The following is a 26,971-nucleotide window of genomic DNA, read 5'->3' as shown; positions in this document are numbered from 1 at the left end:
AGCTAACGGGGCGCGTGGTCGATGAGGCCGCAGTTCTTGAGCCAACTTTCGAAGTAGAGATGACCGAAAAACTGGCGCGGCTTGAAGACGCTACGGGCGTGCAACTTGTTGTCGTAACGACGTCCGGTCTGAAGAGTCAGGCAGTTGAACTGTACAGCGTGGATTTGGCGCGGGCGTGGGGAATTGGCAGCGACGAGCGGCTTGATGGATTAATGGTGCTCGTGGCCCCGCAAGAGCGGCAAGTGAGGATCGAAGTGGGGTATGGGCTCGAAGCGTCAGTGAAGGACGGCGAAGCCGCTCATATTATCAGACAAGACATGATCCCGCATTTTCGAAACGGAGACTTTGAGAGCGGAGTTGAGGCCGGCGTCGATCGCCTGATCGAAGAGGTGACACCCGTCGAAGTGAAGCAAGCATCATGAGAGCCTTCGCGATCCTCTTTGCCGCGCTTCTTGCGCTCCTCGCGTCCCCAGCCGCCGCGCAAACCTTCCCCGCGCTCACCGGGCGCGTGGTGGACGAGGCGAACATCCTGCCCGCTGACGTCGAGGCCCAACTCACCGCGCAGCTTGAAGCGCTTGAGACGCAGTCCACGCGCCAGCTGGTCGTCGCGACCGTTTCCGACCTGCAAGGGTATGAGATCGAGGAGTACGGATATCGGCTGGGGCGCGATTGGGGGATCGGTCAGGAAGGCGAGAACAACGGCGCGATCCTTCTTGTGGCGCCCAACGAACGCCGCGTGCGGATCGAGGTCGGCTATGGTCTGGAAGGCTATCTGACCGACGCGCTTTCTTCGCTGATCATCCAGAACGCGATCCTGCCGCGCTTTCGCGACGGCGACATGCCCGGCGGAGTGGTCGCGGGCGCGAACGCCATTGTGAGCCAATTGGCGCTCCCACCCGACGAAGCGGCGCGCGTGGCAAGCCAGGCCAGCGAACGGCGACGTTCCGACCAGACCGATGGCGGGTTTCCGATTGGAACGCTGATCTGGCTTGTGCTGATGTTCCTGTTCTTCGTCCTGCCGATCCTTCGCGGACGCTCGCGCCGGCGCAGATACAAGAAACGCAAGAAGGGTCCGTGGGGCAAGCGCGAGGACGATGACGATTGGGACGACGACGATGACGGCTGGGGCCGGACCGCGCGCGATATCATCCTGTGGGAAGTGGGCACGGCCATCGCGCGCGGAGCGCTAGGCGGCGGGCGTTCAAGCGGCGGCTGGGGCGGCGGAGGCTTCGGCGGCGGTTTTTCCGGCGGCGGCGGGTCGTTCGGAGGCGGCGGCGCCTCCGGCGGCTGGTAACGAGGAGGCCGGTAGATGAGTTATCTCACCGAAGCTGAGCACAAGGTCGTCTCCGACGCGGTGGCGCAATCCGAACTCGATACCTCAGGCGAAATCCTCACCGTTCTGGCCGAGCGCAGCGATAGCTACATCGATGTGGCCCTGCTGTGGTCCGCGGCTCTCTCCTTCACCGCGATGAGCGTCTTTGCGGCGTTTCCAAAACCTTTCCTTGGTCTTTGGGACTCTCTTGTCGTCGAAGGCCTGATGGGCGGCTGGGGCCATGAATGGGCCACCGGCGAGATCGCCAGCGTCACCATCGCGCTCGGCCTCATCACGTTTGCGCTCGCCTGGGCGGTGCAGCTCTTCCAGCCGCTCAAGTTTGCGCTCATCCCCGGCCCCGTTCGCACCGCGCGTGTCCACGATCAGGCGGTGCGCCATTTCAAGGTTGGAGCCGAGGCGCGCACACTCGGGCGCACCGGCATTCTGATCTACCTCTCAATGCGCGAACACCGCGCCGAAATCGTCGCCGATGAACCGATCGCCAAATTGGTCGAGGCCGAGGTGTGGGGCGAAGCAATGATCGAGATGCTGCGCGAGATCAAAGCGGGCCGCATCGCCGAAGGCCTTGCCATCGGCGTGCGCGATGTCGGCTTTGTGCTCTCCCAGCATTTCCCGCGCACCGACGACGATGAAAACGAACTTCCCGATCGCCTGATCGAAGTCTAAGCCCACAGGCCTATGACGAACCAGGAATTCGTTCGCGATCGCGACGCCGATCTGCCCGAAGAGATCATGTGGGAAGGCCGCTTCATCACCGCCAAGAAGCGCGGGCGATGGGAATATGTGGGCCGCGCTCGCGGTATTCGCGCCGCCGCGATCCTGGCGCTCGACGAGGACGCCGATGGAACCCGCAACGTCATCCTTGTAGGTCAATATCGCGTACCGCTGGGTCGGTTCTGCCTCGAAATCCCGGCCGGGCTTGTCGGCGATGACGCAGGCCGCGAAGACGAAGCGGCCCTGGACGCCGCCGCGCGCGAGCTTGAGGAAGAGACCGGCTACCGCGCGGGCCGGATTGAGGTTCTGGGAGAATTCTATTCCTCGCCCGGCATGGTCTCGGAAATGTTCACTCTGCTCAAGGCGAGCAGGCTCACCAAGGTCAGCGAAGGCGGCGGGCTGGCGGAGGAGAACATCACGGTGCATCGTGTCCCGCTTGAAGGCCTTGCCGATTTCGTCGCCGACTGGCGCGCGGCTGGGCACGGCGTCGATGTGCGCATTGCGATGCTGATGACGCCCGGCTTTCTGGATTAAGAACAACACCATTGGAGAGGGATCGAAAACCATGACCAAACGCTGCGAAGGCAAACTCGCGCTGGTAACCGGGGCTGCGCAAGGGCTGGGCCGCGCGCATTGCATCCGGCTGGCGCAGGAAGGCGCGCGGGTGCTGGCGACCGATATCAACGGTGAAGGCGCCGCCGAGACCGCCCAGCTCGTCAACGCTCAGATCGGCGATGGCACCGCCTTTGCCATCGCGCATGATGTGACCAGCCCCGATCAGTGGGAGGCGGCCGTCGAGGCTGCGCGCGACCATCTGGGCGGCCTGAACGTGCTCGTGAACAACGCCGGGATAGGCGTTGGCGGCAATATCGAAACCTGCACGTTCGAGGATTGGCAGCGCTGCTTTGACATCAACGTGAACTCGATCTTCCACGGTTGCCAGAAGGCCCTGCCGCTGATGCGCGAACACGCGCCCGGATCGATCGTCAATATCTCCAGCATCGCCGGGCTGATCGCGAGCGACACGATGCCTGCTTACAACGCATCGAAGGCGAGCGTGTGGATGCTGTCGAAATCGATCGCGCTGCACTGCGCGAAGATGAACATGCAGATCCGTTGCAACTCGGTTCATCCCACCTTTGTCGACACGCCGATCCTCGATGGCACCGCGCGGCAGCACAATCTCGACAAGGACGTGCTGATGGACAAGCTCGCGCGGCAGATCCCGCTCAAATTCGTGGGCGAGCCCAACGATATTGCCAACGCGGTGGTGTATCTGGCGAGCGATGAGAGCCGGTTCATGACGGGCGCGGAAATCAAGCTGGATGGCGGCATTAGCGCGATGTAGTTTTTGGCACCAGCATCCGCGGGTGCATCCTCGGTGCTATTCCCTACGCCGAATCTTCGGCTCCGGGGCAGCGTAGTTCATCCTGAGCGACTGCCGCAGGCAGGCAGTCGAAGGGCGCGCGCAGTCGCGCTTGCGAAATCGTAGATTTCGACACTGAGCTTCCCAGATAAACATGGCGGGCAACGGTTTGCGACAGCAAAACGCAAGGCCGACTGGCCGCCCGCAGCGGGTCCGCAGGCCAAGATTGGCCGGAGGACGTCTAGCGAGGACGAAGCCGCGGATGCGGCTTCGCAAAACAAAGAAAAGGGGCCTCCGAAAAAGGCCCTCCGGTTCGTTCGTGGTGAAAGGCCGCGCGCCCGCCATTTGCAAACCGGGGGCCGCCAAAGACGCGCGCCATCAGTCCGCAATCAGAGCGATGATCAGGTAGATGATGATCGGGCTGCCAAAGCCGAACAGCGTGGCGGCCACAAAGATGAGGCGGACGATCATCGCGTCCATGCCGAAATAATTGGCGATACCGCCGCACACACCGGCAAGCTTGGCGTCGGTCTTGTCGAGGCGGAACTTGCGGGGCGGACCGCCGTCTCCGCGATTGGTAATGTTGTTCATGCGAGAACTCCCATGGCGATGGAACCGGATGCGAGCGCCGGGCTGGCCGGAGCAATCGCGGTGGCCATCAGCACCATACCAAGCGCGATGGCGGCGGCAAAGGCAATCAGCGTGTCGCTGACATGCTTTGGAAAGTCGGCGGGGGCAAACATTGAAGGTCTCTTTCGGTCAGTCGGTGGATTTCGATCAGGCGAGGCCGGGCGTGGCCGGGACAATCGCGTAGGCGAAGGTGCCGATCGTCAGGATCACCGCAAAGGCGGCGGCGCACAGACGACCGGTGGTTTCGTTGGTAGGCATGAAGCGGGGTTCCTTGCTGGATTTGAAGAGGTGGTGGCCGAAGCTCAGACCATCATGGTCGGGCTGGCGGGGATGATCGCGTAGGCAAACAGGCTGGCCGAGACGGCGAGCGCGAAAGCGGCGGAAGCGAAGGTGTTGGCGGCGGCGGACATTTGAAACATTCTCCTGTGGTTCGGTTTTCGCGTCCCCTTGGGCTCTACCCTGGGGACACCGAACCTTAAGCATGAGGTGTGCCAAACTCGAGAAATGGCTGAATTCCGCGCTTTTCGAGCTTGGGTTTTCCCACAGTCCCGTTCATCGATCCGAAAGGTTGGGATTTTTTACCACCTATTGGGATCGGCTGTTTCGAGCCCATCCCACTGGCCTTCCGCGAGCCGCGTGCTAACGCGAAGCCCGCCCATGCCGCTCGCCAAGATTACCCTCCAGAACTTTCGCAATCACAAGGAAAGCGCGCTCACCGAAACCGCGCATTTCAACTTGCTGGTGGGCGAGAACGGCGCGGGAAAGACCAACGTTCTCGAAGCGATCAGCCTGCTGAGCCCCGGGCGGGGCCTGCGCCGCGCGCCGCTCTCCGACCTTGCGCGCCGCACCAGCGAGAGCGAGGCGCCGCTGGGGTTTGCGATCGGTGCGAGCCTGATCGAGCAGGGGCAAGTGTCGGCCCGGCTGGGCACCTACACGCTCGCCGAGCGCCCGACGCGGCGCCTGGTGCGCATCAACGGAGCCGACGCGCCCGCAACCGCGCTGTCCGAGTGGCACGCGGTCAGCTGGCTCACCCCGGCGATGGACGGGCTCTTCACCGACAGCGCGGCCGCCCGGCGCCGCTTCGTGGACCGCATGACCCTTGCCGTTGAGCCGGGCCACGCCAAGGCAGTCTCGCAATATGAAACCGCTCTGCGCGAACGCAATCGCCTGCTCGAAGAGCGCGGCGATGCGCGTTGGCTCGACGCAATCGAAGCGCAGGCCGCTCAGCACGGCGCGCGAGTGGCGGCGGCGCGCGCGCTGCTTGTGGACCGACTGAGCGATGAACTTTCCGCGCTGCCGCCTGAACCTTTTGCCAAGCCCGCCCTCACCTATCGTCCCGGCGGCCCGACCAACGCCGCCGAACTTCTCGCCGTCCTTGCGCGAGAACGCCCGCGGGACGCTGCCGCTGGTCGCGCCCTTGTCGGTCCGCATCGCGACGAACTGGAAGTCATCATGGCCTCAAGCGGGATCGCCGCAGCCTCGTGCTCAACCGGGGAGCAAAAGGCGATGCTGATCGCGATCACTCTGGCGCATGGCGCGCTCGCAGCCGAGGGGCGACCAAGCGTCCTGTTGCTCGACGAGGTCGCCGCGCACCTCGATCCGGTTCGCCGCGCCGAGCTGTTTCGCCGCCTGCGCGCCGGACGCGCTCAAGTCTGGATGACCGGAACCGAGCTCGGCCCGTTCGCCCAGATCGAAGCGGAAGCCGCCGTGTGGGAGGTCCGCAGCGGAGAACTGGTCCGACTGTGAGCCCCGTTCCCCTCGCTTCACTCGGCCGGGACGGTTTCCCGCTCGGGCAACACCGCCGCCACTTCATCGACGGTCGACGCGACCAGCGCCTCGATCCCCTCAAGGGTTGGATGAATGCGATCATCCTGGAACAGCTGCGGTTCCTGATAGATCTCCTCAAGCCAGAACGGGATCAGGTCCACCGCGTATTCGCGCGCCAGCTCGCCATAGAGCGCGTCGAAGGCCTGTTGATATTCCGGCCCGTAATTGGGCGGGGCGCGCATCCCCATGATCAACACGGGAATATCGCGTTCCTTCAGGGTGTCGAGCATGGCCGAGAAGTTGGCGCGGGTTTCGTCCGGAGAGAGACCGCGCAAGAGGTCGTTGCCTCCCAGCTCCAGTATGAAAAGGTCGGGCGTTTCGCCTTGCGCCTCTAGCACGAAGCCGAGCCGCTGACGACCGGCCGCGCTGGTGTCGCCGGAAACGCCCGCATTGGTGACACGGGCGTTGATCCCGCGCGCGCGCAAGGCCGCTTCAAGCTTTGAGGGATAACTGTCGCCTTCGGAATCCGCCAGCCCGTATCCGGCAAACAGGCTGTCGCCAAAGGCCAGAATACGGACTTCTTCGCCCATGATGGGAATTGGGTCGAGCGCCGCCTCAGCGCCGCCCGCGGCCTGCGAAACCACCGTCGCATCGGCGCCGCCGGCGTCTTCGCTGCACGCGCTGAGCGAAAAAAGCGCCGCAAGGCTCGCCAGCCCCGTAACTTTCAGACGATTCAATCGTATTGGCATGTACCAACCTCTTTCTAGGTTCTTGCCTCAAGCCTGCCCCTATCCCATCTGGATGCCGTGACAAGTCAAACAAGCCCCTTCGCCCCCCGCTCACTCGGTACCCCCGCCGAGGTTTCGGCCCCGCCCTCTGCCTCGGACACCGCCGCGACGGCGCCTGCAGCATCGTTGCCGGCGATCAGCGCGCGAGGGCTGACGCTGACCCTTGGAAGCCGCGCAGCCCCCGTCGACATCCTCAAGGGCATCGATCTCGATATCGCGCGCGGCGAGGTGGTCGCGCTGCTGGGTCCATCGGGTTCGGGCAAAAGCTCTCTGATGGCGGTGCTGTCCGGGCTTGAGCGGGCCAGTGGCGGAGACCTTACCGTCGCGGGGCAGGATTTCACCCACCTCGACGAGGACGGGCTAGCGCAGGCGCGCCGCGGGCGGATCGGGATCGTGCTCCAGGCCTTTCACCTGCTGCCAACGATGACGGCGACCGAGAACGTGGCAACCCCCATGGAACTGGCTGGAAGCGCCGACACCGCGGCCCGTGCGCGCGCCGAGCTTGAGGCGGTTGGTCTTGGCCACCGCGTCGATCACTACCCCACACAGCTTTCGGGCGGCGAACAACAGCGCGTTGCCATTGCGCGGGCGATCGCGCCGCGCCCCGATCTGATCTTTGCCGACGAACCTACGGGCAATCTCGACGTCCAGACAGGCAAGGAAATCGTCGAATTGCTGTTCGCGCGCCGCGCCGAAACCGGGGCGACCCTGCTTATCATCACGCACGATCGCGCGCTCGCGGAGAAGTGCGAACGCGTCCTGACGATGGCGGATGGCCGGATCGTCTCGGACCGTCCGGGCGAAGATCAGGCCCGCAACGATCAGGACCACAATGATCAGGACCGGGAAGCTCAGGCGGGCGCGGCCTCGTGAGCGCCCATACCTCGGGTCTGAGCTGGGGTGACGCCTGGAGGCTCGCCCGGCGCGATCTCAACGCGCGCTTCAAGGGGCTGCGCCTGCTTTTGGTGTGCATTTTCCTGGGCACCGCCGCTCTCGCTGCGATCGGCACGCTGACCGCCTCGATCGAGCGCGAGCTTCAGTCGAGCGGGCAGGAAATTCTGGGCGGCGATCTTGAGGTCGAAGTCTGGCAGCGCTCGCTCAACGATGAGGAATACGCCGCGCTTGAGGCGCTGGGCACGGTGTCGGGCGGCACCCGTCTGCAAGCCATGGCGATCAGCGAGCCGGCGCCCGGCCAGTCTGAAGACGCCAGCGCCGCGCCGATCGAACTCAAGGCGGTCGATGAGCTTTGGCCGCTGTTCGGGACTCTCACGCTCGCCGATGGACGCGAGGTCGCGGCGCCTGACGGGGACACGGCGTGGATTTCGCAAGGGGCGCTGGATCGGCTCGGCATCGCGGTTGGCGACACCTTTCGCGTTGGCACCGTCACACTTACCGCAGCCGGAGTGATCGACGAGGAGCCGGATCGTCTGTCCGAAGGCTTTCAGCTTGGTCCCACCGTGATCGTCGCCGAGGATGTGCCGCTGCGCGCGGGCCTTCTGGCTCCCGGCGCGCTGTATGAAAGCAAGTATCGCGTCGCCTTCGACGACCAAGGCCTGTCGCCGCGCGACGAAGCCGAGGCGCTTGAGCAGGCCTTTCCCAATTCCGGGTTCGACTTTCGCACGCGCGACCGCGCCTCGCCGGGAGCCGACCGGTTTGTCACGCAGATGAGCGATTTTCTGACCCTTGTGGGCCTGGCTGCGCTGGTGATCGCGGGGATCGGGATCGCGGGCGGTGTGTCCTCCTATCTCGATCAGCGCCGGGCCAGCATCGCAACGCTCAAAGTGCTGGGCGCCTCCTCGCGCGATATCGTCCGGATCTACGCGCTTCAGATTGCTGCTGCCGCCGCTATCGGTAGCGCCGCCGGGCTGGCGACGGGCGTGTTGGTGACACCTCTGTTCGGCGCTGCGCTGGACGGGCTCTTGCCGGTGGAAACAGGCTTTGTGATTGAGCCCGCGCCGCTCCTGCTCGCAGGCGCATACGGCGTGCTGGTTGCCTTTGCCTTCGCCGCGGCGCCCCTGCTGCGCGCGCGCAGTTTTCCGGCCATGGCGCTGATGCGCAGCCGCATCGCACCGCTTTCGCGCGATCGCCGCGCGCTGATCGCGACGGCGCTGGGGCTTGCGCTCATTTGCCTTCTGGCGCTTATCACCACCGATCGTGTGGAGCTGTCGGCGAGCTTCCTTGCCGGAGCGGGACTGGCGCTGGCGCTATTGGCCGGCTTGGGTCTGGTGATCCAGCGCTTTGCACGCCGATTGCCGCGTCCCTCGAACCCGATCCTGCGCTCGGCTCTCGCCAATATCTATCGCCCCGGCGCGCCCACCGGCGCGCTGGTGACCGCGCTCGGCTTTGGCCTCGCCGCTTTCGTACTCCTCGCCTCCGTCCAGACCGCGATCGACGGCAATATTGAAAGCCGCGTCCCTCAGGAAGCGCCGGACTATTTCGTCATCGACGTGCCGCGCGAGGGCGAACAGCGGTTCAAGGGGCTGATCCGCAAGCGCTTCCCCGACGCCGAAATCCGCACGGTGCCAACACTCAGGGGCGCGGTTCTGGCCTACGGCCCCAAGGATAGCATGCAGCGGGTCGCGGACCTTGAGGAAATCCCCGAGGGCGGCTGGATCCTGAACGGCGAGCGCGGCCTCACCTATTCGGACGAGACGCCGCCGGGCAACACGCTGATCGAAGGCGAGTGGTGGGAGCCCGGCTATACCGGCGAGCCGCTGGTCTCGATCAACGTGGACAGCGCCCGCGCGCTGGGACTGGAGGTGGGCGACTACCTCACGATCGGCGTGCTCGGCGCGGAGCGCGACGTGCGCATCGCAAGCCTGCGCCGGATCGACTGGGAGAGCCTGGGCTTCAACTTCACGCTCGTTTTCTCGCCCAACACGATGGCCGATGTGCCGCACAATCTCGCCGCTTCGGTTGAACTCAACGAAACCGGAAGCCCTGCGGATATCGTGACAAAGCGCGGCGAAGTGCTGCGCGAGCTGGTGCGCGCCTTTCCGTCGAGCTCGGTTGTGGACGTGAGCGAGGTTCTGGTCGAGGCGCGCACGCTGCTTGAGCAGGTGGCGCTCGCCACGCTGGCCGCGGCGGCGGTCGCCGTCCTGGCCGGCCTCGCCGTGCTGATGGGCGCGATAGCGGCCGCTCGCGCTGCGCGCATGTACGACACCGTGGTGCTGCGCGTACTGGGCGCGAGCCGCCGTCAGGTGCTGATGATGCAGCTCGCCGAATACGGCCTGATCGCGCTTGCGCTGGCGCTGGTGGCGCTGGGGCTTGGCGCGGGGCTCGGCTGGGTGATCATCACGCAGCTGTTCGAGTTCGACTGGCTGCCCGATTGGCCGCGCGTCCTCGCGGTCCTGGGGCTTGGCCTTGTCATGGTGCTTGCCTTTGCGCTGGGCGGCTCGCTGCCCCTGCTGCGCGCCAAGCCGGCTCAGGCGCTTAGAGAACTCTAGCCGCTATTCGAAAACCTCGCTCATCCGCGTTGCCTGATCATCGCTGATCTCGGCGTGCAGGCACGCTGTCATTGTCGTCGAGACGATCTGATAGACAATCACCAATGGGAAAAACAGCAGGATCGAGACGAAGACCAACACCGCCGCCGGTCCGCCAAGACTGCCCGGATCCGAGGCGGCTCCGACGCCGGACGCGAACAGCAGAACGAGCGGGATCGCAAACAACGCGACCGCCGCGGCGAGGTTGATCAGCAGCACAACGAGAATTCCGATGACGCGCCCGTCGGTCACGTTCCAGGTCCGGTTGATGGCCTTGATCGGGTTGAAGACGCGCTCGACCGCCACAACCGGCATAATGACCGCAAACCGGCAGCTAAAATACACACCGATCGGGACCAGCAGGATCGAGACAACCGCGCCGCCGATATCGCCCGCAAGGGCCGCCACGCCGAAGATCAGCGCGACGATCAGCCCGACAACCGAATACGCGATGATGAACAGGATCGCGAGCGCCAGAAAGGTGAGACCCGCCTTGAACCCGCGCGAGACGGCTTCGCCGAAGGTGGGACGTTCCACCGGCGATGCCATCACGGTCATTGCCGCTTGCTGGGCAAAGGTGACGGCGATGAAGAGCAGATAGAAGAGCACCATCGACAAGATGACGGTCACACCGAGGCCACCCAAAGCAGCTGGATTGTCGAAACCGTCCGGCCCGATCGAGGCGAAACCCGCAACAGACGTGCCGACCACGATCAGAAAGCCAATCACGAAGGCGATCGAAATCGCAACGAACACCGCCCAAAGCCCGATCATCGGCCAGAAGCGCTCTTTGAACATGGCAAGGGTCATCGAAACCACTCGCCCGATATCGACATTCATGAATTGCCCCTGTCTTTCTCTTGGGCCTCGCGTGCATCGCCCCGGCACCAGGAAGCCAGATCGAGCATCAGATCACAATCCCTGTTTCGCACTGGTCAGGAATTGAGACAGAAAGGCCCCGCGCGGGTTCAATCGCGCGGGGCCTCCAGTTGGGTCATTCCAGATCGCGTGGATCAGAAGCGGAACCGCACGATGCCGCCATAAGTGCGCGGCGGGCTCGGATAACCGCTCACGGTGCCCGCTTGGGCAACGCCATCGAAGACGGTCATGATGTACTGGTCATTGAACAGGTTGCGGGCCCAGATACCCACTTCAAGTCCATTATCGAGCATCACGGTAGACGACGCATTGACCAGATTGATCTCGCGGAAGAAGATCTCTGAGTTGCCGAGCGAGGCATTGTAGGTCGGCAGGCCATTGTTGATCGGCGTGTTGCTTTCATGGCTGTAGTCGACGCGAGTGACCAGGCGATTGCCGCTTGCGCCGAATTCATGCGTGTAGGTCGCCGACGTCGCAATCGTCCATTCCGGGATGCCGCCGGGCCGTTCGCCTGACAGATCGCCGACCGGCGAGTCGACGAAATCGTCGAACACAGCATCGAGGTAGGTCGTCGCAAAGGTCAGAACGAGCCCATCGGCGGGAGTGATATTCGTGTCGAACTCAAAGCCCCTGACTGATTGTTCACCAGCGTTGTTGAGCTGGAAGCCCGTGCCGGTGAAGATGAAGCTCTGGAAGCCTTCTAGAGTCTGGTCAAACAGCGCAAGGTTAAACCCGACGCCTTCGAACTGGCCCTTCATACCGACTTCCCAGACCTTGGCTTTCTCCGGTCCCGCCACACGCGAACCGGTCGTAAGGTTAGTCACGTCAATACCGGCATCCACGATCGGCGAGTCCGGAGCAAGGAAGTTGCTGCCGCCCACGGTTGAACCGATCCCATCGGGTACGGGGCCTGGCGTAAACTCGAGAGCAGTCGGACGCGAATCTGCCGACAGGTTCACCGAGCTTGCCTTAAAGCCGGTGGCGTAGCTGAGATACACGTTCAGTTCGGGCGCCACATCATAGGCCAAGCGAAGGGTGTAGGACCAGTCGTCATCGCGGGTCTGGCCATCCTCAACTTCGTTGGGAACGTTCGGCCACGGCGGTTGGAATTGCAACGCGGAAAGACCGAGAAACGGGTTACAATTGTCCGTTGTACCAGGAGGGCACGGCGTCAAGGCAAGCCCGGCCAGAGCATCCTGCTGTCCCTGAGGAAGCGCCTGAAACTGATCCCGCGTTGTTACCGTGCCACCTGTTGCGACAACGATAAATTGATCGACCAGGTTGACATTCGAAAGCGGGTCGAGCGCTTCACGCTGGAGGGTGTAATCCTTCTTGTCATCGGTGTAGTTGAACCCAGCGGTGAAGACGAGGCCGTCGACCGGCTCGAAATCCACTGTACCGAAGATAGACCAGGCCTGGTTATCCATTCCGAACTCGTCGCGCGTGAACGGACCCTCTGCAAAGCTCCCTCCCACAGGAATACCAAGAGCTGGCTCAACCGAGTCAAAAACGCCGGGGCCTCCGGCTAGCAGGTCGAAAAACAACCGCGCGTCGGATCCAGCGTCAAGGCCGCTCACCTGTTCGACAGTTTCGTCGAAGAAAAATCCACCGAGCAGGAAGTTGATCGGGCCATCGAAGTTGGTCGCGATCCGGAGTTCCTGGGTAAACGTGCTGACCTTCTGATCGCGTCTTTCACTCACGACATCGGCGCTGGTGAAGTCGACATCCTGATCGAGGATGTTCTCAAGTTCGCGATACGAAGTAATAGAGGTGAAACTAAACGCGCCGGATTCATAGTCGGCCTGAAGCGAAACCCCGTAATTGTCGACCTGGCTGAGCGGCTCCTGGTTGAGAAAGGATTCGTAAGCGAAGAAATCGGTGTCGAGTTCGCCGCCGGTCGCCCGGACAGCCGCACCGGTCGGCCCTTCGACCACGGTGCCTACCTGACAGCAGACTTCGTCGATCTTTGAATAATCGGCAATCGCGCGGAAACTCAGATCAGGCGTCGGTTCGAACAGCAACTGGCCACGCGCAGACCAACGGTTGCGATTGTTGATGTCCTCATCAAGGTTCACGATCTCGGCAAAGCCGTCCCGGCGGTTGTAACTGCCGTCAACCGAGAAAGCGAGCGTGTCGGTCAGCGGCCCGGTAATGTCGCCCCTTAGGATCAAGGCATTGTAATTGCCGTAGCTTGCCTCAAGCGTGCCGCCAAAGTCGAACTGCGGCTCGCGGGTTACGACCGAGATCACACCCGCCGATGCGTTCTTGCCGAACAGCGTCGATTGCGGACCACGCAGCACCTCGATGCGCTCCACATTGGGAAGATCGGAAAGAGCGGATGCCGAACGTGAGCGGAACACGCCGTCGATGAAGACACCGACCGACGGCTCGATCCCGAAGTTGTTGTCACCGTTACCAAAGCCGCGAATGATGAAGGTCGAGGCCGAAGCGCTCTGCAGCTGGCTTACGCGCAGCGAAGGGGTAACCGTTTGCAAATCCAGAACATCCCGGATTTGCGCGTTTTCGAGCGTCTCGCCGCTGGTCACCGAGACCGAAATCGGCGTCTCTTGCAAGGTTTGCTCGCGCTTGGAAGCGGTCACGATGATTTGGTTGCCGCTCTCGGGCGCCTCAAGACCGATATCTTCTTCATCCGCTTCGGTGTCCTGCGCCAGCGCTACACCGGGGGTGGCAAGCGCAAACGCGGTTACGCCGGCAAGCAGCGTGTAGCGACTTTTTCCGGCAGCGCCGGTCACATTTGAACGCATGGGAAATCCTCTCCTCAATTCATCGAACGAAGGAGAGGTTCAGATCAGGCCCCTTGATTGACCCCTGTAATCGATCCCGTGAGGCACCCCAAATGCCCCCGCTCCCCTTCTCGATTGCCTCGATCTGTAAGCCAGTGTCAAAAAGCCCACAAGACAGAAGGGCTTGCAGCGGGTCATTTGCGGGGGGAAACGGCGGATATGTTGCAGGCGAGTCACAGATTCGAGCGCTGTTGACGCGCCGCGAACACTCTTGCGTCGGCTGGCGCTGCGAACGCAAAGGCCTCGAACGGGCGCATACGAGGTTATCGCACGGTTTCGTTTGCCCTTGGCGGCCCCCGCCCCTAAGGCCCCCGCACGCTCTCAGCCGCGTGCCGCCGAAAGCCGCGCGAGCGTTCCATCCGCTCCGAATTCGAAAGCCTCTTTCCCGATGTCAAAAGCCCCCTCATCCCTGCGCAATGTCGCGATCATCGCGCACGTTGACCACGGCAAGACCACGCTGGTCGACCAGCTGTTCCGTCAGTCGGGCACGTTCCGCGAGAACCAGCGGGTCGAAGAGCGCGCGATGGATTCCGGCGACCTCGAAAAAGAGCGCGGGATCACGATCCTCGCCAAGTGCACCAGCGTCGAATGGGAGGCACCCGACGGGGAGCTGACCCGCATCAACATCGTCGACACGCCGGGACACGCCGACTTTGGCGCGGAAGTCGAGCGCATCCTCAGCATGGTCGATGGCGTCATCCTGCTGGTCGATAGCGCGGAAGGCGCGATGCCGCAGACCAAGTTCGTCACCGGCAAGGCGCTCGCCCTGGGTCTTCGCCCCATCGTCGTCGTCAACAAGATCGACCGGCCCGATGGCCGCCCGCAGGAAGTGCTCGACGAGGTGTTCGACCTGTTCGCCAGCCTCGATGCAACCGACGAACAGCTCGATTTCCCCTCGCTCTGGGCTTCCGGGCGCGATGGTTATGCGAGCGATGACGAGAATGCACGCGAGGGCACGCTGGGTCCGCTCTTCCAGCTAATCGTCGATCATGTCCCGCCGCCGGGCCTTGAAGTCGATGCGCCCTTCTCCTTCCTTGCCACCCTGCTTGATCGCGACAACTTCATGGGCCGCGTTCTAACCGGCCGCGTCCAGTCGGGCACGCTCAACGTCAACGATCCGATCCACGCGATCGACCGCGACGGCAATGTGGTCGAAGCGGGCCGCGCGACCAAGCTGCTCTCGTTCCGGGGGCTCGAACGCGTGCCGGTCGAGAGCGCGAAAGCGGGCGATATCATCGCGCTCGCCGGCCTTGAGAAAGCCACCGTCGCCAACACGATCTGCGACCCCAGCGTCACAACCCCCATCGAAGCGCAACCGATCGATCCGCCCACGCTCGCCATGCGCTTTGCCGTCAACGACAGCCCGCTTGCCGGGCGCGAGGGCGACAAGGTGACAAGCCGCATGATCCGCGACCGCCTGCTGCGCGAGGCGGAGACCAATGTCGCCATCCGCATCACCGAGAGCGAGGACAAGGACAGCTTCGAGGTTGCCGGGCGCGGCGAACTCCAATTGGGCGTCCTTATCGAGACCATGCGCCGCGAGGGCTTTGAGCTCGGCATCTCCCGCCCCAAAGTGCTCCTGCGCGAGGAAGACGGCGAGCGCCTCGAACCCTACGAGACCGTCGTCATCGACGTGGACGATGAGCACTCCGGCACCGTCGTCGAGAAGATGCAGCGCCGCAAGGCCGACCTCACCGAAATGCGCCCCTCGGGCCAGGGCAAGACCCGCATCACCTTCTCCGCCCCATCGCGCGGGCTGATCGGATATCACGGCGAGTTTCTCTCCGACACCCGCGGCACCGGCATCATGAACCGCCTGTTCGAGAAATACGGCCCCTACAAGGGCGCGATCGAAGGCCGCATCAACGGCGTGCTGATCAGCAATTCGGACGGCGAAAGCGTTGCCTACGCTCTGAACGCGCTCGAGGAACGCGGCGAACTGTTCATCGGCCCGCAGATGAAGGTCTATGAAGGCATGGTGATCGGCGAGAACGCCAAGCCCGACGATCTTGAAGTCAACCCCTTGAAATCCAAACAGCTCACCAACATCCGCTCCTCGGGCAAGGACGACACGATCCGCCTCACCCCGCCGCGCCGCATGAGCCTGGAACAGGCCATCGCCTATATCGACGACGATGAAATGGTCGAGGTAACCCCGCAAACGATCCGCCTGCGCAAAGCCCTGCTCGACCCGCATGAGAGAAAGCGGGCGAGAAGGAAGAAGGACGTGGCGTAGTCCTGTTTCCCTCCTGCTTGCGGGAGGGGCCGGGGGTGGGGCTAACGCTTCCTTCTACGCCGCTTCACGTTGCGCGATACGCGTTTGTTCTGCACTTCGGCGTCGGCCTCGATGGGATTCACCAGCTTTTCGTAAAGGCCGAAAAGGTGTTCGACCCGGTCGCGGTCGCTCTCAAACGCTTTGCGGCGATAAAGTCGATCTACGGCTATGTCGAGCGCGGCGTGCGCCTTGCGCAAATTGGCGGGCATGGTGTCGGGATCGTAGAGATCGGCGAGGCTGGAAGTCGGCCATTCCTCGCGCGCGTCGAGCACTGCTTGAGCGAGGTTTTCAATCTGAGTTTTGTCGGCATCGGAGATATCGGGCCACGGGAATGTGTTATAGACTACCCCAACTGAATACATGTAGCGGCTCTCTAGGCGCCCAGTGATGGCTCGCATCCACGCCATGTGCATCCGGCTAGTCAAAACTCCGAATTGGTACAAATCTCCGTCGAGCTGAATCCTCAGCTTATCACTTGGAACGACTGGAGGTTCTACAAACCCGATTGGCGCGTACTGCCTGCGTTCTGAGCTCACTTGGGGCAGCACTAAAAAGCTAGTATCTGGAATTACGGTGGTGTGAAATTGTGCCGGCGCGTCTGCCAACGAGCTTGCAGAACTACCCTTTTTAAAGTTGCTCTTTGCAGGATTACGCTTCGAACCAATCTCACCACGTCGGAACGCTCCCACCTTCCGAAGTCGCTCGAAGAGAAGAGGGTTTTGCTTGCGCTGAGCGGGCGGAAGGTTCTGCGCGCAAATCAACCATCTCGGTTTGTCATTGATGAATTCACGTGCGCCCCAAAATGGCCTAAGAACATTGCGTTCCAACGTCGCTAACAGCTCCGATCGATCAGGGTCGCCGACTTCGATCGTCAGATAACCCCCATCGAGAGGCTTGCTACCCGTTTTCAGCTGCAGCGCCCCATTTATCGGCCGGCTTTCCTCCTTTACCACCAAGTGCCGGTTGGCCACGTTTTCCGCGCCGAACAGATAGGGCGATAACGCCTTGTGGCGCGTCCCATCCGGTTCGCCCTTCACATCGTCATAGCTGAAGAGACGTTTCTCAGTGCGCTCATGATCGCGGTGCGACAGCCCGATAATAACGACATGCACCGCCGCCTTTCCGCGCGCGTCGGAGCCCCAGGCGAAGGTGCGGTGGGCAAAGTCGATCTCGAGCCCATAGCGATCAAACAGGAGTGGCCACAGTTGCGCGACTTGCTCTCCTTGCGTGATCGAATTGGTCGAGACAAACCCGACCCGCGTAGGGCCTCCCGCAATGTAAGCGCCCGCCTTCAGGAACCACGCACACACGAAATCGAGGGTCCCGCCGCTTTTGCCCAGCTGCGCCAAATCGCGCACCTGCTGGCGTTGCTTGCTCGATTGGTATTTCGCGCCGACAAAGGGCGGATTGCCCAGCACCGCAAAGCACTCGCTCGCGGGCAACACATCTTTCCACTCGGTCTCCAGCGCGTCGCCGTGCACGATGGTTGCGCTGTCGCTCAGCGGGATATCGGCAAACACCTTTCCGAAGGTGCGCCCCAGCTCGATATTGGCCAGATGCTCGGTCATCCACATCGCGACCTCGGCGATGTGGGCGGGAAATTCTTCCAGCTCGATGCCATAGAATTGGTTCAGGCGCACATTTGAAAGCTCTTCGACATCGAACAGCTCTCCCTGGCGGTTATAGATGATCTCGAGCGCCTCCTGCTCCATCCGCCGCAATTCGCGATAAGTGACAACCAGAAAGTTGCCGCATCCGCAGGCAGGGTCAAAGAATTTGAGGCTGGCCAGCTTCGTCTGGAATTCCAGCAGCGCGTTTCGCTTGCCACCGTCGCGGCGCGCCTTGAGGTGATCGAGCTCAGCGCGCAGATCATCCAAGAACAGCGGCCCGATCACCTTCATAATGTTGGGCTCGGTCGTGTAATGCGCGCCCTTCTTGCGCCGCTCGACCTTGTCCATCACCGACTGGAACAGAGAGCCGAAAATGGCTGGGCTGACCGCGCCCCAATCAAACCGGCAACAATCAAGCAAATCCTCGCGCATCTGCTTGTCAAACGGTGCGGTGCGCACCGCGCCCTTGAATAGATCGCCGTTTACGTAAGGAAACTTGGTAATTTCAGGATCATCGCCCTCGATCCGATCGGCTTCGGGCGTGTCGAGTATCTCGAAGATATGATTGAGCTTGCGCCCGACATCACCGCCATCCTCATCGGTGCGTTCCTCAATGAAATAGAGAAAATCATCCTTGGTCTCGAAAATGCCGGTGTCGTCAGCGAACATGCAGAACAGCAAGCGAACCATGATACGCTGGAGATCGATGCCGCGATAACTGCGGTCGTAGAGCGCATCGTGAACCTTGCCGAGCAATTCAGCGGCTTTGATGCTGACCTCGGCCTGTCTGCCGTAATTGCGGCGTTGAACGCCGACCATGAAGCCGAATTCTTCGACGTGTTTGTGCAGCTCGGGGAGCGTGAAAGTGATTTCTTTGCGGGTGTCGAGCTCGAGCAGCCGAAACCTCTGGAAGTCGCAGGTCAATACGAATTTGGGCAGCTCGCGGTCCTTTAGGCCAAGGACGTAGTCGAGCGCCTGGTTCTCTGCCTTTAGCAGATCTTTGCCGGCGCTCTTCTGCTCGACCAAGAGAACCGAAGGCCAGAACAGATCGATGAAACCACGGCGGTTCTGATCGATTAGGTCTATCTTCTTTTCAAACACCGCCACGCGAGAACGCTTGATCCCGAAAATGTCGAAGAAATCGTTGTAGAAGCTCTGGGTTTCACCCTTTTCGTAAGAGGCGTCTTTCCACTCCACGCTGAAGTCTTTCGCGCGGCGTCGTATTTCAGACCAGCTCAGACGCATTTCGCCCCCTTCCCTTCCTTCGCCTGAAAGACTCTGCCCACGCTTCAACCCTCTGGCAAGCGGTGTGTTTTCCTACTCGTCTCCTCGCGAGTAAACCCTCAAGGATGCACCAGGTCGCTGGCCCTCACGCGCGTTTCGATCGCTTCCCTCGATCAAACCGCCGCGTTGTGATCGAGCGGATTTCTTGCCTCGGACAGTGTTCCATGTGTATCAACCGTGCTGTACGCACGACGAACCGAGTGGTTTGGCGATTGCGCGGGGCTCAGCCCATGAAGTTGGGCTGGCCGTTCGACGCGCTTACGCCGCCATCGACGGGCAGGTTGACGCCGGTGATGAAGCTGGCGTCCTCGCTCGCGAGGAAGGCGCACGCTGCGGCGATGTCTTCGGGCTCGCCCACGCGCTTGATGGCGAGGCGGTTCATCATCAGCTGCATCGCCTGTTCGCTGCCAAGGATGCCCTCGACCATGTCCGAACGCGTGACCGAGGGGTTGATCGCGTTCACGCGCACATTCATCGGTCCCAATTGCAGGGCCAGCCCGCACGTCAGGTTCGTCACCGCGCCTTTCGAGGCGTTGTACAGCGGCATCAGCGAATCCCCGCCGATCCCGGAAACGCTGGAGATGTTGATGATCGAACCCTTGGTCTTCATCAGTTCGGGGATCGCGGCGCGCGAGAGGTAGATGACGCCCTTCACGTTGATGTCGATCACGCGGTCGATCTGCGCGTCGCTCATCTTGTGCAGCATCCCCTGGTCGGCGACGCCCGCATTGTTCACAAGCGTGTCGAGCCCGCCAAATCGCTCGACCGTCTTCGCGACGATCTCCTCGGCGAAATCGGGGCTGGAGACATCGCCGGGGACGACCAGCGTGCGCTCGCTACCGAGGCTGTCGGCGACATGCGCGCACTTGTCGGCGTTGCGGGCGTTGATCACCACGTTGGCGCCTTCGGCATGGAAGCGGCGCGCGATCCCCTCGCCAATGCCGGTGGAGGAGCCTGTGACGATCACGGTGTGGTCGGCAAAGCGGGTGGATTGGGTCATGGCTTCGGCTCCTTTCGGGCGGTGTGGCCGGGCGTGCATATCCCGGCGGATAACGGCGATTGTGGGGGGTCTGTAACCGATCTCGTCCCCGCCGCGAACCCCAGGTGTTCTGTCGGCTGTTGGCGCCGATGCTTGCTGTTGGAGAATTGAAAGCTCATGCTTCGCCTGTTCGCTCTTATCGCCGCTGTCGGCGCGCTGTTCGTTGGCGCCATGCAGCTCTCCGCCACCACCGAAACCGAGGGCTGGACCCGATACGACGCCGCCGATTTCATGATGGCGCAAAAGAAGGGCAAGACCATTGTGGTCGATGTCTACGCCGACTGGTGCCCGACATGCCGCGCGCAGGCGCCGATCCTCGATGAGCTTCGCACCGAGGAGCAATCGAGCAAGGTGCTGTTCGTCAAGGTCGATTTCGACGAGGAGAAGGACTTCCTGCGCCAGCACCGTATCCCGCGCCAATCGACCGTTCTGGTGTTCAAGGGCATGGATGAAGCGGCCCGCTCGATTGCGCAGACCGACCGCGCGGCGTTGCGCAGCGTCGTGCTGGGCGCGCTGTAGGGAGCGCGCGAAAGCCAAGCCGTCATGGTCACAAGCGTTGCTCTTGCCTTCCTCGCGGGTCTGGTGACGATCCTCAATCCGTGCGTCTTGCCCTTGATACCGATCCTTGTCGGCTCGGCGCTCGGGAAGGCTCGCAGCGGGCCCCTCGCGCTGGCGGCGGGCCTGGTGACCAGCTTCACGCTGTTTGGCTTCACCGTGATTGCCTTCGGGTATTCGCTCGGCATCGATGAGCGTCTGATCCGCTCGCTCGCTGGCGCGCTGCTCGCAGCTGCAGGGCTCGTATTGCTCGTACCACAGGCCCAGGCGAGGCTGAGCGCGGTTGCCGCGCCGCTCGGCGCTCTGGGCAATCAGGGGCTTGCGAGGGTCAAGACCGACGGCGTGACAGGTCAGTACCTTGTCGGTCTGTTGCTCGGCCTGGTGTGGGCGCCGTGCGTCGGGCCGACCCTTGGCGTTGCGATCGCGGCGGCGAGCCAGGGGCAGGACCTGGCGAGCGCTTTCCTCATCTTTCTGACCTTCGGCATCGGCGTGGCCGCCTCGATCCTGCTGTTCGCCTATGGCTCGCGCCGCGCGCTGGGTGAGCGCGGCCGGGCGCTGCGCGCTGTGGCGCACTATGCAAAGCCGATCTTCGGCGCGGCGCTGCTTGCGGTCGGCCTCATGGTGCTGAGCGGGCTTGACAAGGTTGTCGAGATTGCGGTGCTGGACGCCTTGCCGAGCGGGCTTGTCCGTTTCACAACCGCGTTCTGATGCCCAAATCGCTTGCCGCCCCCTTTCCTCCACGACGCTTTGGGCGCACAAAAGCCCTCGGGATCGCGAAACAGAGGGAAGGAACACCTATATGAGCACGGAGTCACACCCGCGCGTCACGGGTCTGGGCGGCGTTTTCTACGTGGTCAAAGACCCCGAGGCGACGCGCGCCTGGTATCGCGAAACGCTGGGCATCGATGGAACCTACGGACCGCAGCTTGCCTGGGCCGAAGAGCCGAAGGCCAATCCCTATTCACTCATCAGCCATTTCTCCGATGATCAGTACATCAAGCCGGGAAAGGGCGGCTTCATGATCAATTTACGGGTTCATGACCTTGATGGCTTTGTGAAGGCGCTTAAAGCCAAGGGCGTCGACATTCTCGACACCGCCGATGAGGGCTATGCGAAGTTCGCGTGGCTGCTCGATCCGAACGAGGTGAAGATCGAGCTGTGGGAACAGGTGATCGACCAATTGCCCGAATGATCCGAACCCGGAGGCGGTGTGCGATAAGCGATGTGCGACAAGCGGTCGCCATTGATCCCCGTTCCCCTCCGAGACCCGGCAGAAAGACAGTCCCGCACCTAAAGCCGCGGGGGTCGGCTTCAGATGCGGGACCTCGGGGACGTCCGAATCGCGACTCACCAGAGCCAGTTCGGGCGGAGGACGGCAGTGGGCAAACCGCCATCTTTGATGTTGCGCTCCCTAAGGGCTTTTTTGCTTCGCTTGCCTGATCGGTTGAGCGGGGGACGCGGCGCGATCAGGCGCGGATTTGAGGTTCGAGCCTCGCTTCCAGCTTGAGCCGGACCGCTTCGGCGGCGTGGCGTGCACCAAGCTTGCTCATCATGTTTGCGCGGTGAATTTCGACGGTCCGCGGGCTGATATCGAGTTCGCGAGCGATCACCTTGTTGCTGCTCCCCTCCGTGAGCCAATCGAGGACCTCACGTTCACGGGTGGAGAGACTGGAAATGCGGTCGCGGGCCTCGATCATGCGCCGCCGCGCCTGACCGAACATCTCGGCTTCCTTCTCAATCCGGCCGAGGCAACGCGCGAACCGGTCCGGATCAAGCGGGAGCGAAAGATAATCGAGCGCCCCGGCCTTGATCGCCTCGACAATACGGCCCGGTCTTGGCTGCGTCTCGAAAGCGATGAGCGGCAGCCAGATACCAAGACGGCTCAGGCGTTCGAGAATGACCGCCACCCCGCCTTCCGACATCGTGTCGCGCGCGACAATGATGCCCTCGCGAGGGGGATGGATCGAAAGTTCGGACAGATCTCCGTAGACCTCCGCATGGTGGCCGAGTGAAAACCCGATCCGGGCCAGTTCGGCGCGATGCCGACTGGAAGAATCGATGAAGTGAAGAGTGGCTTGGCGTGACATGGTCATCGTGTTGCGCCAGCCTTCCGGTTAATTCACGCGAGACTCCTTCCGATCCGGAGTAATACCCGCAAGTTAACCAATTTTCCGCTTTGTGATCAGGCCTTTGCCGCACTCCAAAATGAACGTGAAAACGCCTAACTTCCAGGCTCACGCGGCTAATCGCGTGCCTCGGCGCGCAACCCTATGGCGACTCGAAGTCGTAATTGGGCAAAGAGTGGAAGGCCGATTTCAAAGCATCCCCCCAACCTGACGAGATCTCGCCGAAATAGGCGTCCTCGTGCGTCACCCGCTTCTGGTGAGTGGGGGCGAATTCATCCTTGGCGATGACCATCAGGTCAAGCGGGAGGCCAACCGACAGGTTTGCTTTCAGCGTCGAATCGAAACTGACCATCAACAGCTTGACCGCGTCCTCAAAGCTCATGTCGCGATCATAGCCGCGAATGATGATCGGGCGGCCATACTTGGTTTCCCCGATCTGGAAGAACGGGGTATCCCAGCTCGCCTCGATAAAGTTGCCTTCCGGATAGACCATGAACAGGCGCGGCTCCATCCCCGCAATCTGCCCTGCAAGAATGATCGATGCGGTGAACCTGCCCGCCCCGCGAGAGCCGTTGGCCGACTGCCGTTCCGCGATCACTTCGCGCAAGAGCCGGCCGATATCGGTCGCAACGCTGAACATGGTCGGACTTTTCAGGAGCGTGTTGGCGCGCTCGTCCGGTTCTTTCGTGCGCTCTTCAAGCTGGCTGACGACCGCTTGCGTCGTCGCCAGATTGCCGGCGGTCATGATCGCAATCATCCTTTCGCCGGGCACGTGCCAGGAGAACATCTTGCGAAATACCGAAATGTTGTCGACGCCCGAATTGGTGCGGGTGTCGCTCATGAGGACCAGGCCCTTATCGAGCATCATACCCACGCAGTAAGTCATTCCCAAAGGCTCCTGATGTGCGCTCGGCGCGTTAGACCAAGAGCATCTTCGAGCAAAGCGCTATTGCTGCTTCTGGCCGCTTTCATCCTGGCTCTGAGTTTGATCGGCGACCTGTACGTGCACAGTCAAAAGCTGCTCCGCCTGGCCAAAGCTGATGCCCGTGACCGGGGCCGCGTCGCGATAGTCGCGACCGGTCGCCACCCGCACATAGCGCGGGTCGGGCGAAATGCCGTTGGAGATATCGAAACCGACCCAGCCCAGCCCGTCAATATGCGCTTCGGCCCAGGCGTGGGTGGCCTCCTGTTCGACGCGGTCGTTCATCATCAGATAGCCGCTGACATAGCGCGCCGGAATATCGGCAGCGCGCGCCGCGCCGATAAAGATATGCGTGTGGTCCTGGCACACACCCTTGCCCGTCGCGACCGCTTCTTCCGCGCTGGTGTCGACATCGCTGCCTGCGCGATCGTATTCGACCAGCTCGCGAATTCGGGCGGACAGAGCGTGGAGATAGTCGAGCCTTTCGCCGTCTTCGGGGCCCGACACTTCGCGGATCAGCGCCCGCATCCTGGGCCCCGGCTTCGTCAGCGGGGTCTGACCGAGGAAGCTCCACAAGGGCATGTGTCCGGAATGCTGGCCAATCACGCCGGCGTTATCGCGCGTTTCGACGGTGCCGTTGCTGGTGACAATCACCTCGTTCGCGCCCGGCTCGACCGCGACCAGCGTGACCGTGTTGAAGTGCTGATCGTCGTATTCGAGTTCCGGATGGGCGTTCTCGAATTCCATATCCCAGTGGATCACGCTCTGGCCCTGCGTGCCCTTTGGCGTCAGGCGCAGACGCTGCAAGGCGTGGATCACCGGGTCGGAAAAGGCGTAGCGTGTCGTGTGGCGGATCGAGAGACGCATCAGCTAGCAACCCTTCAGGCGAGAAACCGGTAATCTTCGGCGATGGCGTCCGCGATGGCCACATTGCGCGCCATGACGTCGCTGAGAAACTCGTGCAGACCGCGGTCGAATATCTGGTCCACGGTCAGGTTGTTGATCCGTTCATCGGCTTCGGCCATCAATTCATGGCATCGGCCCTTCTCGCCGTGCATCCGGGCCAACGCGTCGAGATTGTCGCGCAACGCGCTGCGGCAAAAGGCGAGGCTGCGCGGAAACCGATCGTCGAGGATGAGAAATTCGACAATGCTGCGCGCCTCGATATAGCCAGCGTTGAGCCAACTGTACGCGCCCGCACCCGCGACCGAGCGCAGCACCTGATCCCACTGCCCGTTGTCGAGACGCGAGCCCACGTGATTAAGCGAGGGCAAGAGCAGGAAATACTTCATGTCCATTATGCGCGCAGTGCTTTCCGCACGCTCGATATAGGTGCCCGCGCGGGCGAAATGGAAACTCTCGTTTCGCAGCATTGACCCATCCAGCGCGCCGTGCACCCGGGTGCCGGCCCGCCGGATCATCTGGACAACCTCTCCGACCGCGCTTTGGCTGACGGGTCGGGCCAGCATCGGGTCGAGCTTGAGGTAGCTTTCGTTGATCGCGGTCCACACTTCGGAGGAAATGTTGGTCCGCGCGACCCGTGCGTTGGATCGCACCGCGCCGAACATTTCGCGCACGCTGGCCGCGTTGGCCTTGTCGCGCAGGACGAAATTCCACGCCGAATGCCCGTCAAAGGTGTCGTTGGTTTCCTGATAGAGTTCACGAATGCCAAGCGTCGAGACGACCGAACGCCATTCCTCCTCCGCCGATACGACATCGCGCGTCAGCGCCATGCGCAAGGCCGCCTCCAGCAAGCGCGCGGTGTTCTCCGAGCGCTCAAGGTAGCGGAACATCCAGAACAGGCTGTTGGCTGTGCGTCCGAGCATTGGGCAGCTTCAGTCCTTCAAGACCCAGGTGTCCTTGGTGCCGCCACCCTGGCTTGAATTCACCACCAGCGAACCTTCCTTTAGCGCCACGCGCGTAAGGCCGCCGGGAGTGATGTCGATCCCGCTGGGAGAGACAAGCACAAACGGCCTCAGATCGACATGGCGCGGCGCGAGGCCCTTCTTGGTGTAGATCGGGCAGGTCGAAAGCGACAAAGTGGGCTGCGCGATGTAGTTGGCCGGTCGCGATTCCAGCTTGGCGCGGAACGCCTTGATCTCTTTCTTGGTCGCGGTCGGGCCGATCAGCATGCCGTAGCCGCCCGAGCCGTGCACTTCCTTGACCACCAGGTTTTCCAGATTGTCGAGCACGTAAGCCAGGCTGTCCGGATCGGCGCAGCGCCAGGTCTGGACATTGGGCAATAACGGCTTCTCGCCCGTGTAGAATTCCACGATCTCCGGCATGAAGCTGTAGATCGCCTTGTCGTCGCAAATGCCGGTGCCGGGGGCGTTGGCGATCGTAATCCCCCCTGCGCGGTACACATCCATGATGCCGGGTACGCCCAGAACGCTGTCGGGGTTGAACGTCAGCGGGTCCAGATATTCGTCATCCACCCGCCGATAGAGCACATCGATCGGCTTGTAGCCCCGGGTCGTGCGCATCTGCACCCGGCCTTCGACGACCCGCAGGTCCGAGCCTTCAACCAGTTCCGCGCCCATGTGGTCAGCCAGAAAGGCGTGCTCGAAATAGGCGGAGTTGTAGATGCCGGGCGTCAGCACCGCGACCATCGGCTTTGCGTTGCCGCTGGCTTGGAAAGCCGGCGGGGCGCACGCGGCGAGGCTGCGCGCAAGGCGACGCGGGTAATTCGAGACCGGCTCTATCGCGACCCGGCTGAACAGGTCGGGGAACATCGCCATCATCGTCTCGCGATTTTCGAGCATGTAGGACACGCCAGACGGCGTGCGCGCGTTGTCCTCGAGAACGAAGAATTCGTCGGGCCCGGTCCGCACCAGGTCGACGCCGACGATATGAGTGTAGATGCCACCGGGCGGCGTGAAGCCCACCATATGGGGCAACCACGCATCGTTCTGAGCGAACAGACTTTCGGGCACACGCCCCGCCCGGATGATTTCCTGCCGGTGATAGAGATCGTAGAGAAACGAATTGAGCGCGCGCACGCGTTGCTCAATGCCTCGGGTCAGTTTGCGCCATTCAGACGCGGTGATGACGCGCGGCACCATATCGAACGGGATGAGACGCTCTTCGGCTTCATCCTCGCCATAGACGTTGAAGGTGATCCCGGTGCGCCGAAAGCTCTCATCCGCTTCGGTGCTCTTGCGTCTAAGGGCCGACGAGTCCTGCTCGCCAAGCCAGCCGCAATAATCAGCGTAAGCTGGCCTAACGGCTCCGATCGCGTCCGTCATCTCGTCGAAGTTTACGGCCTCGCCAGGGTCCGCGCTCGCACTTGATCCCGTTTGCGCTTGCTGCATATGCGAAGACCCTAACCCGACGAAGCGCCAATGAAAAGACCGCAGTACGTCCGCGACGACGCAACTCCGACTCTCCACTAGCA

25 protein-coding genes are annotated in these 26,971 nt (G+C 62.3%); 12 read left to right on the top strand and 13 right to left on the bottom strand.

Translation table 11 applies throughout. The features are described from left to right. The first annotated feature begins 14 nt into the window (after window positions 1-14). From QNI87_RS09495 to QNI87_RS09475, 5 genes are read left to right on the top strand one after another with little or no spacing between them, the layout of a single operon-like run. Window positions 15-422 carry a YgcG family protein gene (locus QNI87_RS09495; protein ID WP_300595971.1) on the top strand — a complete coding sequence of 136 codons (408 nt, stop codon included), beginning with the start codon at window positions 15-17 and terminating at the stop codon, window positions 420-422. Beyond that, on the top strand, window positions 419-1,294 hold the full coding sequence (locus QNI87_RS09490; protein ID WP_300595970.1) for a TPM domain-containing protein: 876 nt from the start codon (window positions 419-421) through the stop codon (window positions 1,292-1,294). Before QNI87_RS09495 ends, QNI87_RS09490 begins: the two co-directional genes overlap by 4 nt. A 15-nt stretch (window positions 1,295-1,309) precedes the next feature. After that, window positions 1,310-1,999 (top strand): hypothetical protein, encoded by a 690-nt coding sequence (locus QNI87_RS09485; RefSeq protein ID WP_300595969.1) that lies wholly within the window; start codon window positions 1,310-1,312, stop codon window positions 1,997-1,999. A 12-nt stretch (window positions 2,000-2,011) separates the two neighbouring features. Next, window positions 2,012-2,581: an NUDIX hydrolase gene (locus tag QNI87_RS09480; protein ID WP_300595968.1), complete on the top strand. Its 570-nt coding sequence runs from the start codon at window positions 2,012-2,014 to the stop codon at window positions 2,579-2,581. A gap of 31 nt (window positions 2,582-2,612) precedes the next feature. Further along, entirely contained in the window at window positions 2,613-3,395 is a 783-nt protein-coding gene (locus QNI87_RS09475; RefSeq protein WP_300595967.1) for an SDR family oxidoreductase, read from the top strand. Between the two features lie 396 nt (window positions 3,396-3,791). Here the strand turns inward: QNI87_RS09475 and QNI87_RS09470 are convergent, their stop codons facing one another. From QNI87_RS09470 to QNI87_RS09460, 3 genes are all read right to left on the bottom strand, one after another. Continuing rightward, window positions 3,792-4,004: a PspC domain-containing protein gene (locus QNI87_RS09470; protein WP_300595966.1), complete on the bottom strand. Its 213-nt coding sequence runs from the start codon at window positions 4,002-4,004 to the stop codon at window positions 3,792-3,794. Beyond that, on the bottom strand, window positions 4,001-4,156 hold the full coding sequence (locus tag QNI87_RS09465; RefSeq protein WP_300595965.1) for a hypothetical protein: 156 nt from the start codon (window positions 4,154-4,156) through the stop codon (window positions 4,001-4,003). The genes QNI87_RS09470 and QNI87_RS09465 overlap by 4 nt, the downstream gene beginning before the upstream one ends. A gap of 189 nt (window positions 4,157-4,345) precedes the next feature. After that, window positions 4,346-4,453, bottom strand: a complete 108-nt coding sequence (locus QNI87_RS09460) for an enoyl-CoA hydratase (RefSeq protein WP_300595964.1) — start codon at window positions 4,451-4,453, stop codon at window positions 4,346-4,348. Between the two features lie 247 nt (window positions 4,454-4,700). On the opposite strand from QNI87_RS09460, the gene recF reads away from it, so the two are divergent. Further along, on the top strand, window positions 4,701-5,789 hold the full coding sequence (recF, locus tag QNI87_RS09455) for a DNA replication/repair protein RecF (RefSeq protein WP_300595963.1): 1,089 nt from the start codon (window positions 4,701-4,703) through the stop codon (window positions 5,787-5,789). Window positions 5,790-5,806: 17 nt separating this feature from the next. Here the strand turns inward: recF and QNI87_RS09450 are convergent, their stop codons facing one another. Continuing rightward, entirely contained in the window at window positions 5,807-6,559 is a 753-nt protein-coding gene (locus QNI87_RS09450) for an arylesterase (RefSeq protein ID WP_300595962.1), read from the bottom strand. A 165-nt stretch (window positions 6,560-6,724) separates the two neighbouring features. On the opposite strand from QNI87_RS09450, the gene QNI87_RS09445 reads away from it, so the two are divergent. Both QNI87_RS09445 and QNI87_RS09440 read left to right on the top strand, forming a co-directional pair. Further along, window positions 6,725-7,471: an ATP-binding cassette domain-containing protein gene (locus tag QNI87_RS09445; protein WP_300596104.1), complete on the top strand. Its 747-nt coding sequence runs from the start codon at window positions 6,725-6,727 to the stop codon at window positions 7,469-7,471. Further along, on the top strand, window positions 7,468-10,044 hold the full coding sequence (locus QNI87_RS09440) for an FtsX-like permease family protein (RefSeq protein WP_300595961.1): 2,577 nt from the start codon (window positions 7,468-7,470) through the stop codon (window positions 10,042-10,044). The genes QNI87_RS09445 and QNI87_RS09440 overlap by 4 nt, the downstream gene beginning before the upstream one ends. A 3-nt stretch (window positions 10,045-10,047) precedes the next feature. On the opposite strand, the gene QNI87_RS09435 is transcribed toward QNI87_RS09440, so the two are convergent. Both QNI87_RS09435 and QNI87_RS09430 read right to left on the bottom strand, forming a co-directional pair. Beyond that, on the bottom strand, window positions 10,048-10,923 hold the full coding sequence (locus QNI87_RS09435) for a glycerophosphoryl diester phosphodiesterase membrane domain-containing protein (RefSeq protein WP_300595960.1): 876 nt from the start codon (window positions 10,921-10,923) through the stop codon (window positions 10,048-10,050). 173 nt (window positions 10,924-11,096) lie between these two features. Next, complete coding sequence (locus QNI87_RS09430) at window positions 11,097-13,727, bottom strand: TonB-dependent receptor (RefSeq protein ID WP_300595959.1); 2,631 nt, start codon at window positions 13,725-13,727, stop codon at window positions 11,097-11,099. Between the two features lie 427 nt (window positions 13,728-14,154). On the opposite strand from QNI87_RS09430, the gene typA reads away from it, so the two are divergent. Continuing rightward, window positions 14,155-16,002, top strand: coding sequence for a translational GTPase TypA (gene typA / locus QNI87_RS09425; RefSeq protein ID WP_300595958.1), 1,848 nt, complete (start codon window positions 14,155-14,157; stop codon window positions 16,000-16,002). Window positions 16,003-16,043: 41 nt separating this feature from the next. On the opposite strand, the gene QNI87_RS09420 is transcribed toward typA, so the two are convergent. Then, on the bottom strand, window positions 16,044-18,896 hold the full coding sequence (locus tag QNI87_RS09420; RefSeq protein WP_366146179.1) for a DNA methyltransferase: 2,853 nt from the start codon (window positions 18,894-18,896) through the stop codon (window positions 16,044-16,046). A 262-nt stretch (window positions 18,897-19,158) separates the two neighbouring features. Next, window positions 19,159-19,935 carry an SDR family oxidoreductase gene (locus QNI87_RS09415; RefSeq protein ID WP_300595956.1) on the bottom strand — a complete coding sequence of 259 codons (777 nt, stop codon included), beginning with the start codon at window positions 19,933-19,935 and terminating at the stop codon, window positions 19,159-19,161. Between the two features lie 156 nt (window positions 19,936-20,091). On the opposite strand from QNI87_RS09415, the gene QNI87_RS09410 reads away from it, so the two are divergent. The 3 genes from QNI87_RS09410 to QNI87_RS09400 all read left to right on the top strand — a co-directional run bounded on the left by QNI87_RS09410 (window position 20,092) and on the right by QNI87_RS09400 (window position 21,721). Beyond that, window positions 20,092-20,493 carry a thioredoxin gene (locus QNI87_RS09410; protein ID WP_300595955.1) on the top strand — a complete coding sequence of 134 codons (402 nt, stop codon included), beginning with the start codon at window positions 20,092-20,094 and terminating at the stop codon, window positions 20,491-20,493. Window positions 20,494-20,517: 24 nt separating this feature from the next. After that, window positions 20,518-21,237 (top strand): cytochrome c biogenesis protein CcdA, encoded by a 720-nt coding sequence (locus tag QNI87_RS09405; RefSeq protein ID WP_300595954.1) that lies wholly within the window; start codon window positions 20,518-20,520, stop codon window positions 21,235-21,237. A gap of 91 nt (window positions 21,238-21,328) precedes the next feature. Further along, window positions 21,329-21,721, top strand: a complete 393-nt coding sequence (locus QNI87_RS09400) for a VOC family protein (protein ID WP_300595953.1) — start codon at window positions 21,329-21,331, stop codon at window positions 21,719-21,721. A gap of 274 nt (window positions 21,722-21,995) precedes the next feature. On the opposite strand, the gene QNI87_RS09395 is transcribed toward QNI87_RS09400, so the two are convergent. From QNI87_RS09395 to QNI87_RS09375, 5 genes are all read right to left on the bottom strand, one after another. Continuing rightward, the gene (locus tag QNI87_RS09395) at window positions 21,996-22,622 is read right to left on the bottom strand and encodes a LuxR C-terminal-related transcriptional regulator (protein WP_366146178.1); all 627 of its coding nucleotides are present in this window, start codon (window positions 22,620-22,622) and stop codon (window positions 21,996-21,998) included. Window positions 22,623-22,797: 175 nt separating this feature from the next. Continuing rightward, entirely contained in the window at window positions 22,798-23,541 is a 744-nt protein-coding gene (locus tag QNI87_RS09390; RefSeq protein WP_300595952.1) for a proteasome-type protease, read from the bottom strand. A 60-nt stretch (window positions 23,542-23,601) separates the two neighbouring features. Further along, window positions 23,602-24,444 (bottom strand): transglutaminase family protein, encoded by an 843-nt coding sequence (locus QNI87_RS09385; RefSeq protein WP_300595951.1) that lies wholly within the window; start codon window positions 24,442-24,444, stop codon window positions 23,602-23,604. Window positions 24,445-24,458: 14 nt separating this feature from the next. Next, a complete protein-coding gene (locus QNI87_RS09380; RefSeq protein ID WP_300595950.1) occupies window positions 24,459-25,403 on the bottom strand; it encodes an alpha-E domain-containing protein in 945 nt (314 codons plus the stop codon). A 9-nt stretch (window positions 25,404-25,412) separates the two neighbouring features. Further along, entirely contained in the window at window positions 25,413-26,888 is a 1,476-nt protein-coding gene (locus QNI87_RS09375) for a circularly permuted type 2 ATP-grasp protein (RefSeq protein ID WP_300595949.1), read from the bottom strand. Window positions 26,889-26,971 lie beyond the last annotated feature (83 nt).

The organism is Erythrobacter sp. (assembly GCF_030066995.1).
Classification (GTDB): domain Bacteria; phylum Pseudomonadota; class Alphaproteobacteria; order Sphingomonadales; family Sphingomonadaceae; genus Erythrobacter.
The sequence above is the reverse complement of the archived record's forward strand: the minus strand, read 5'-3'. Positions and strand labels throughout refer to the sequence as shown.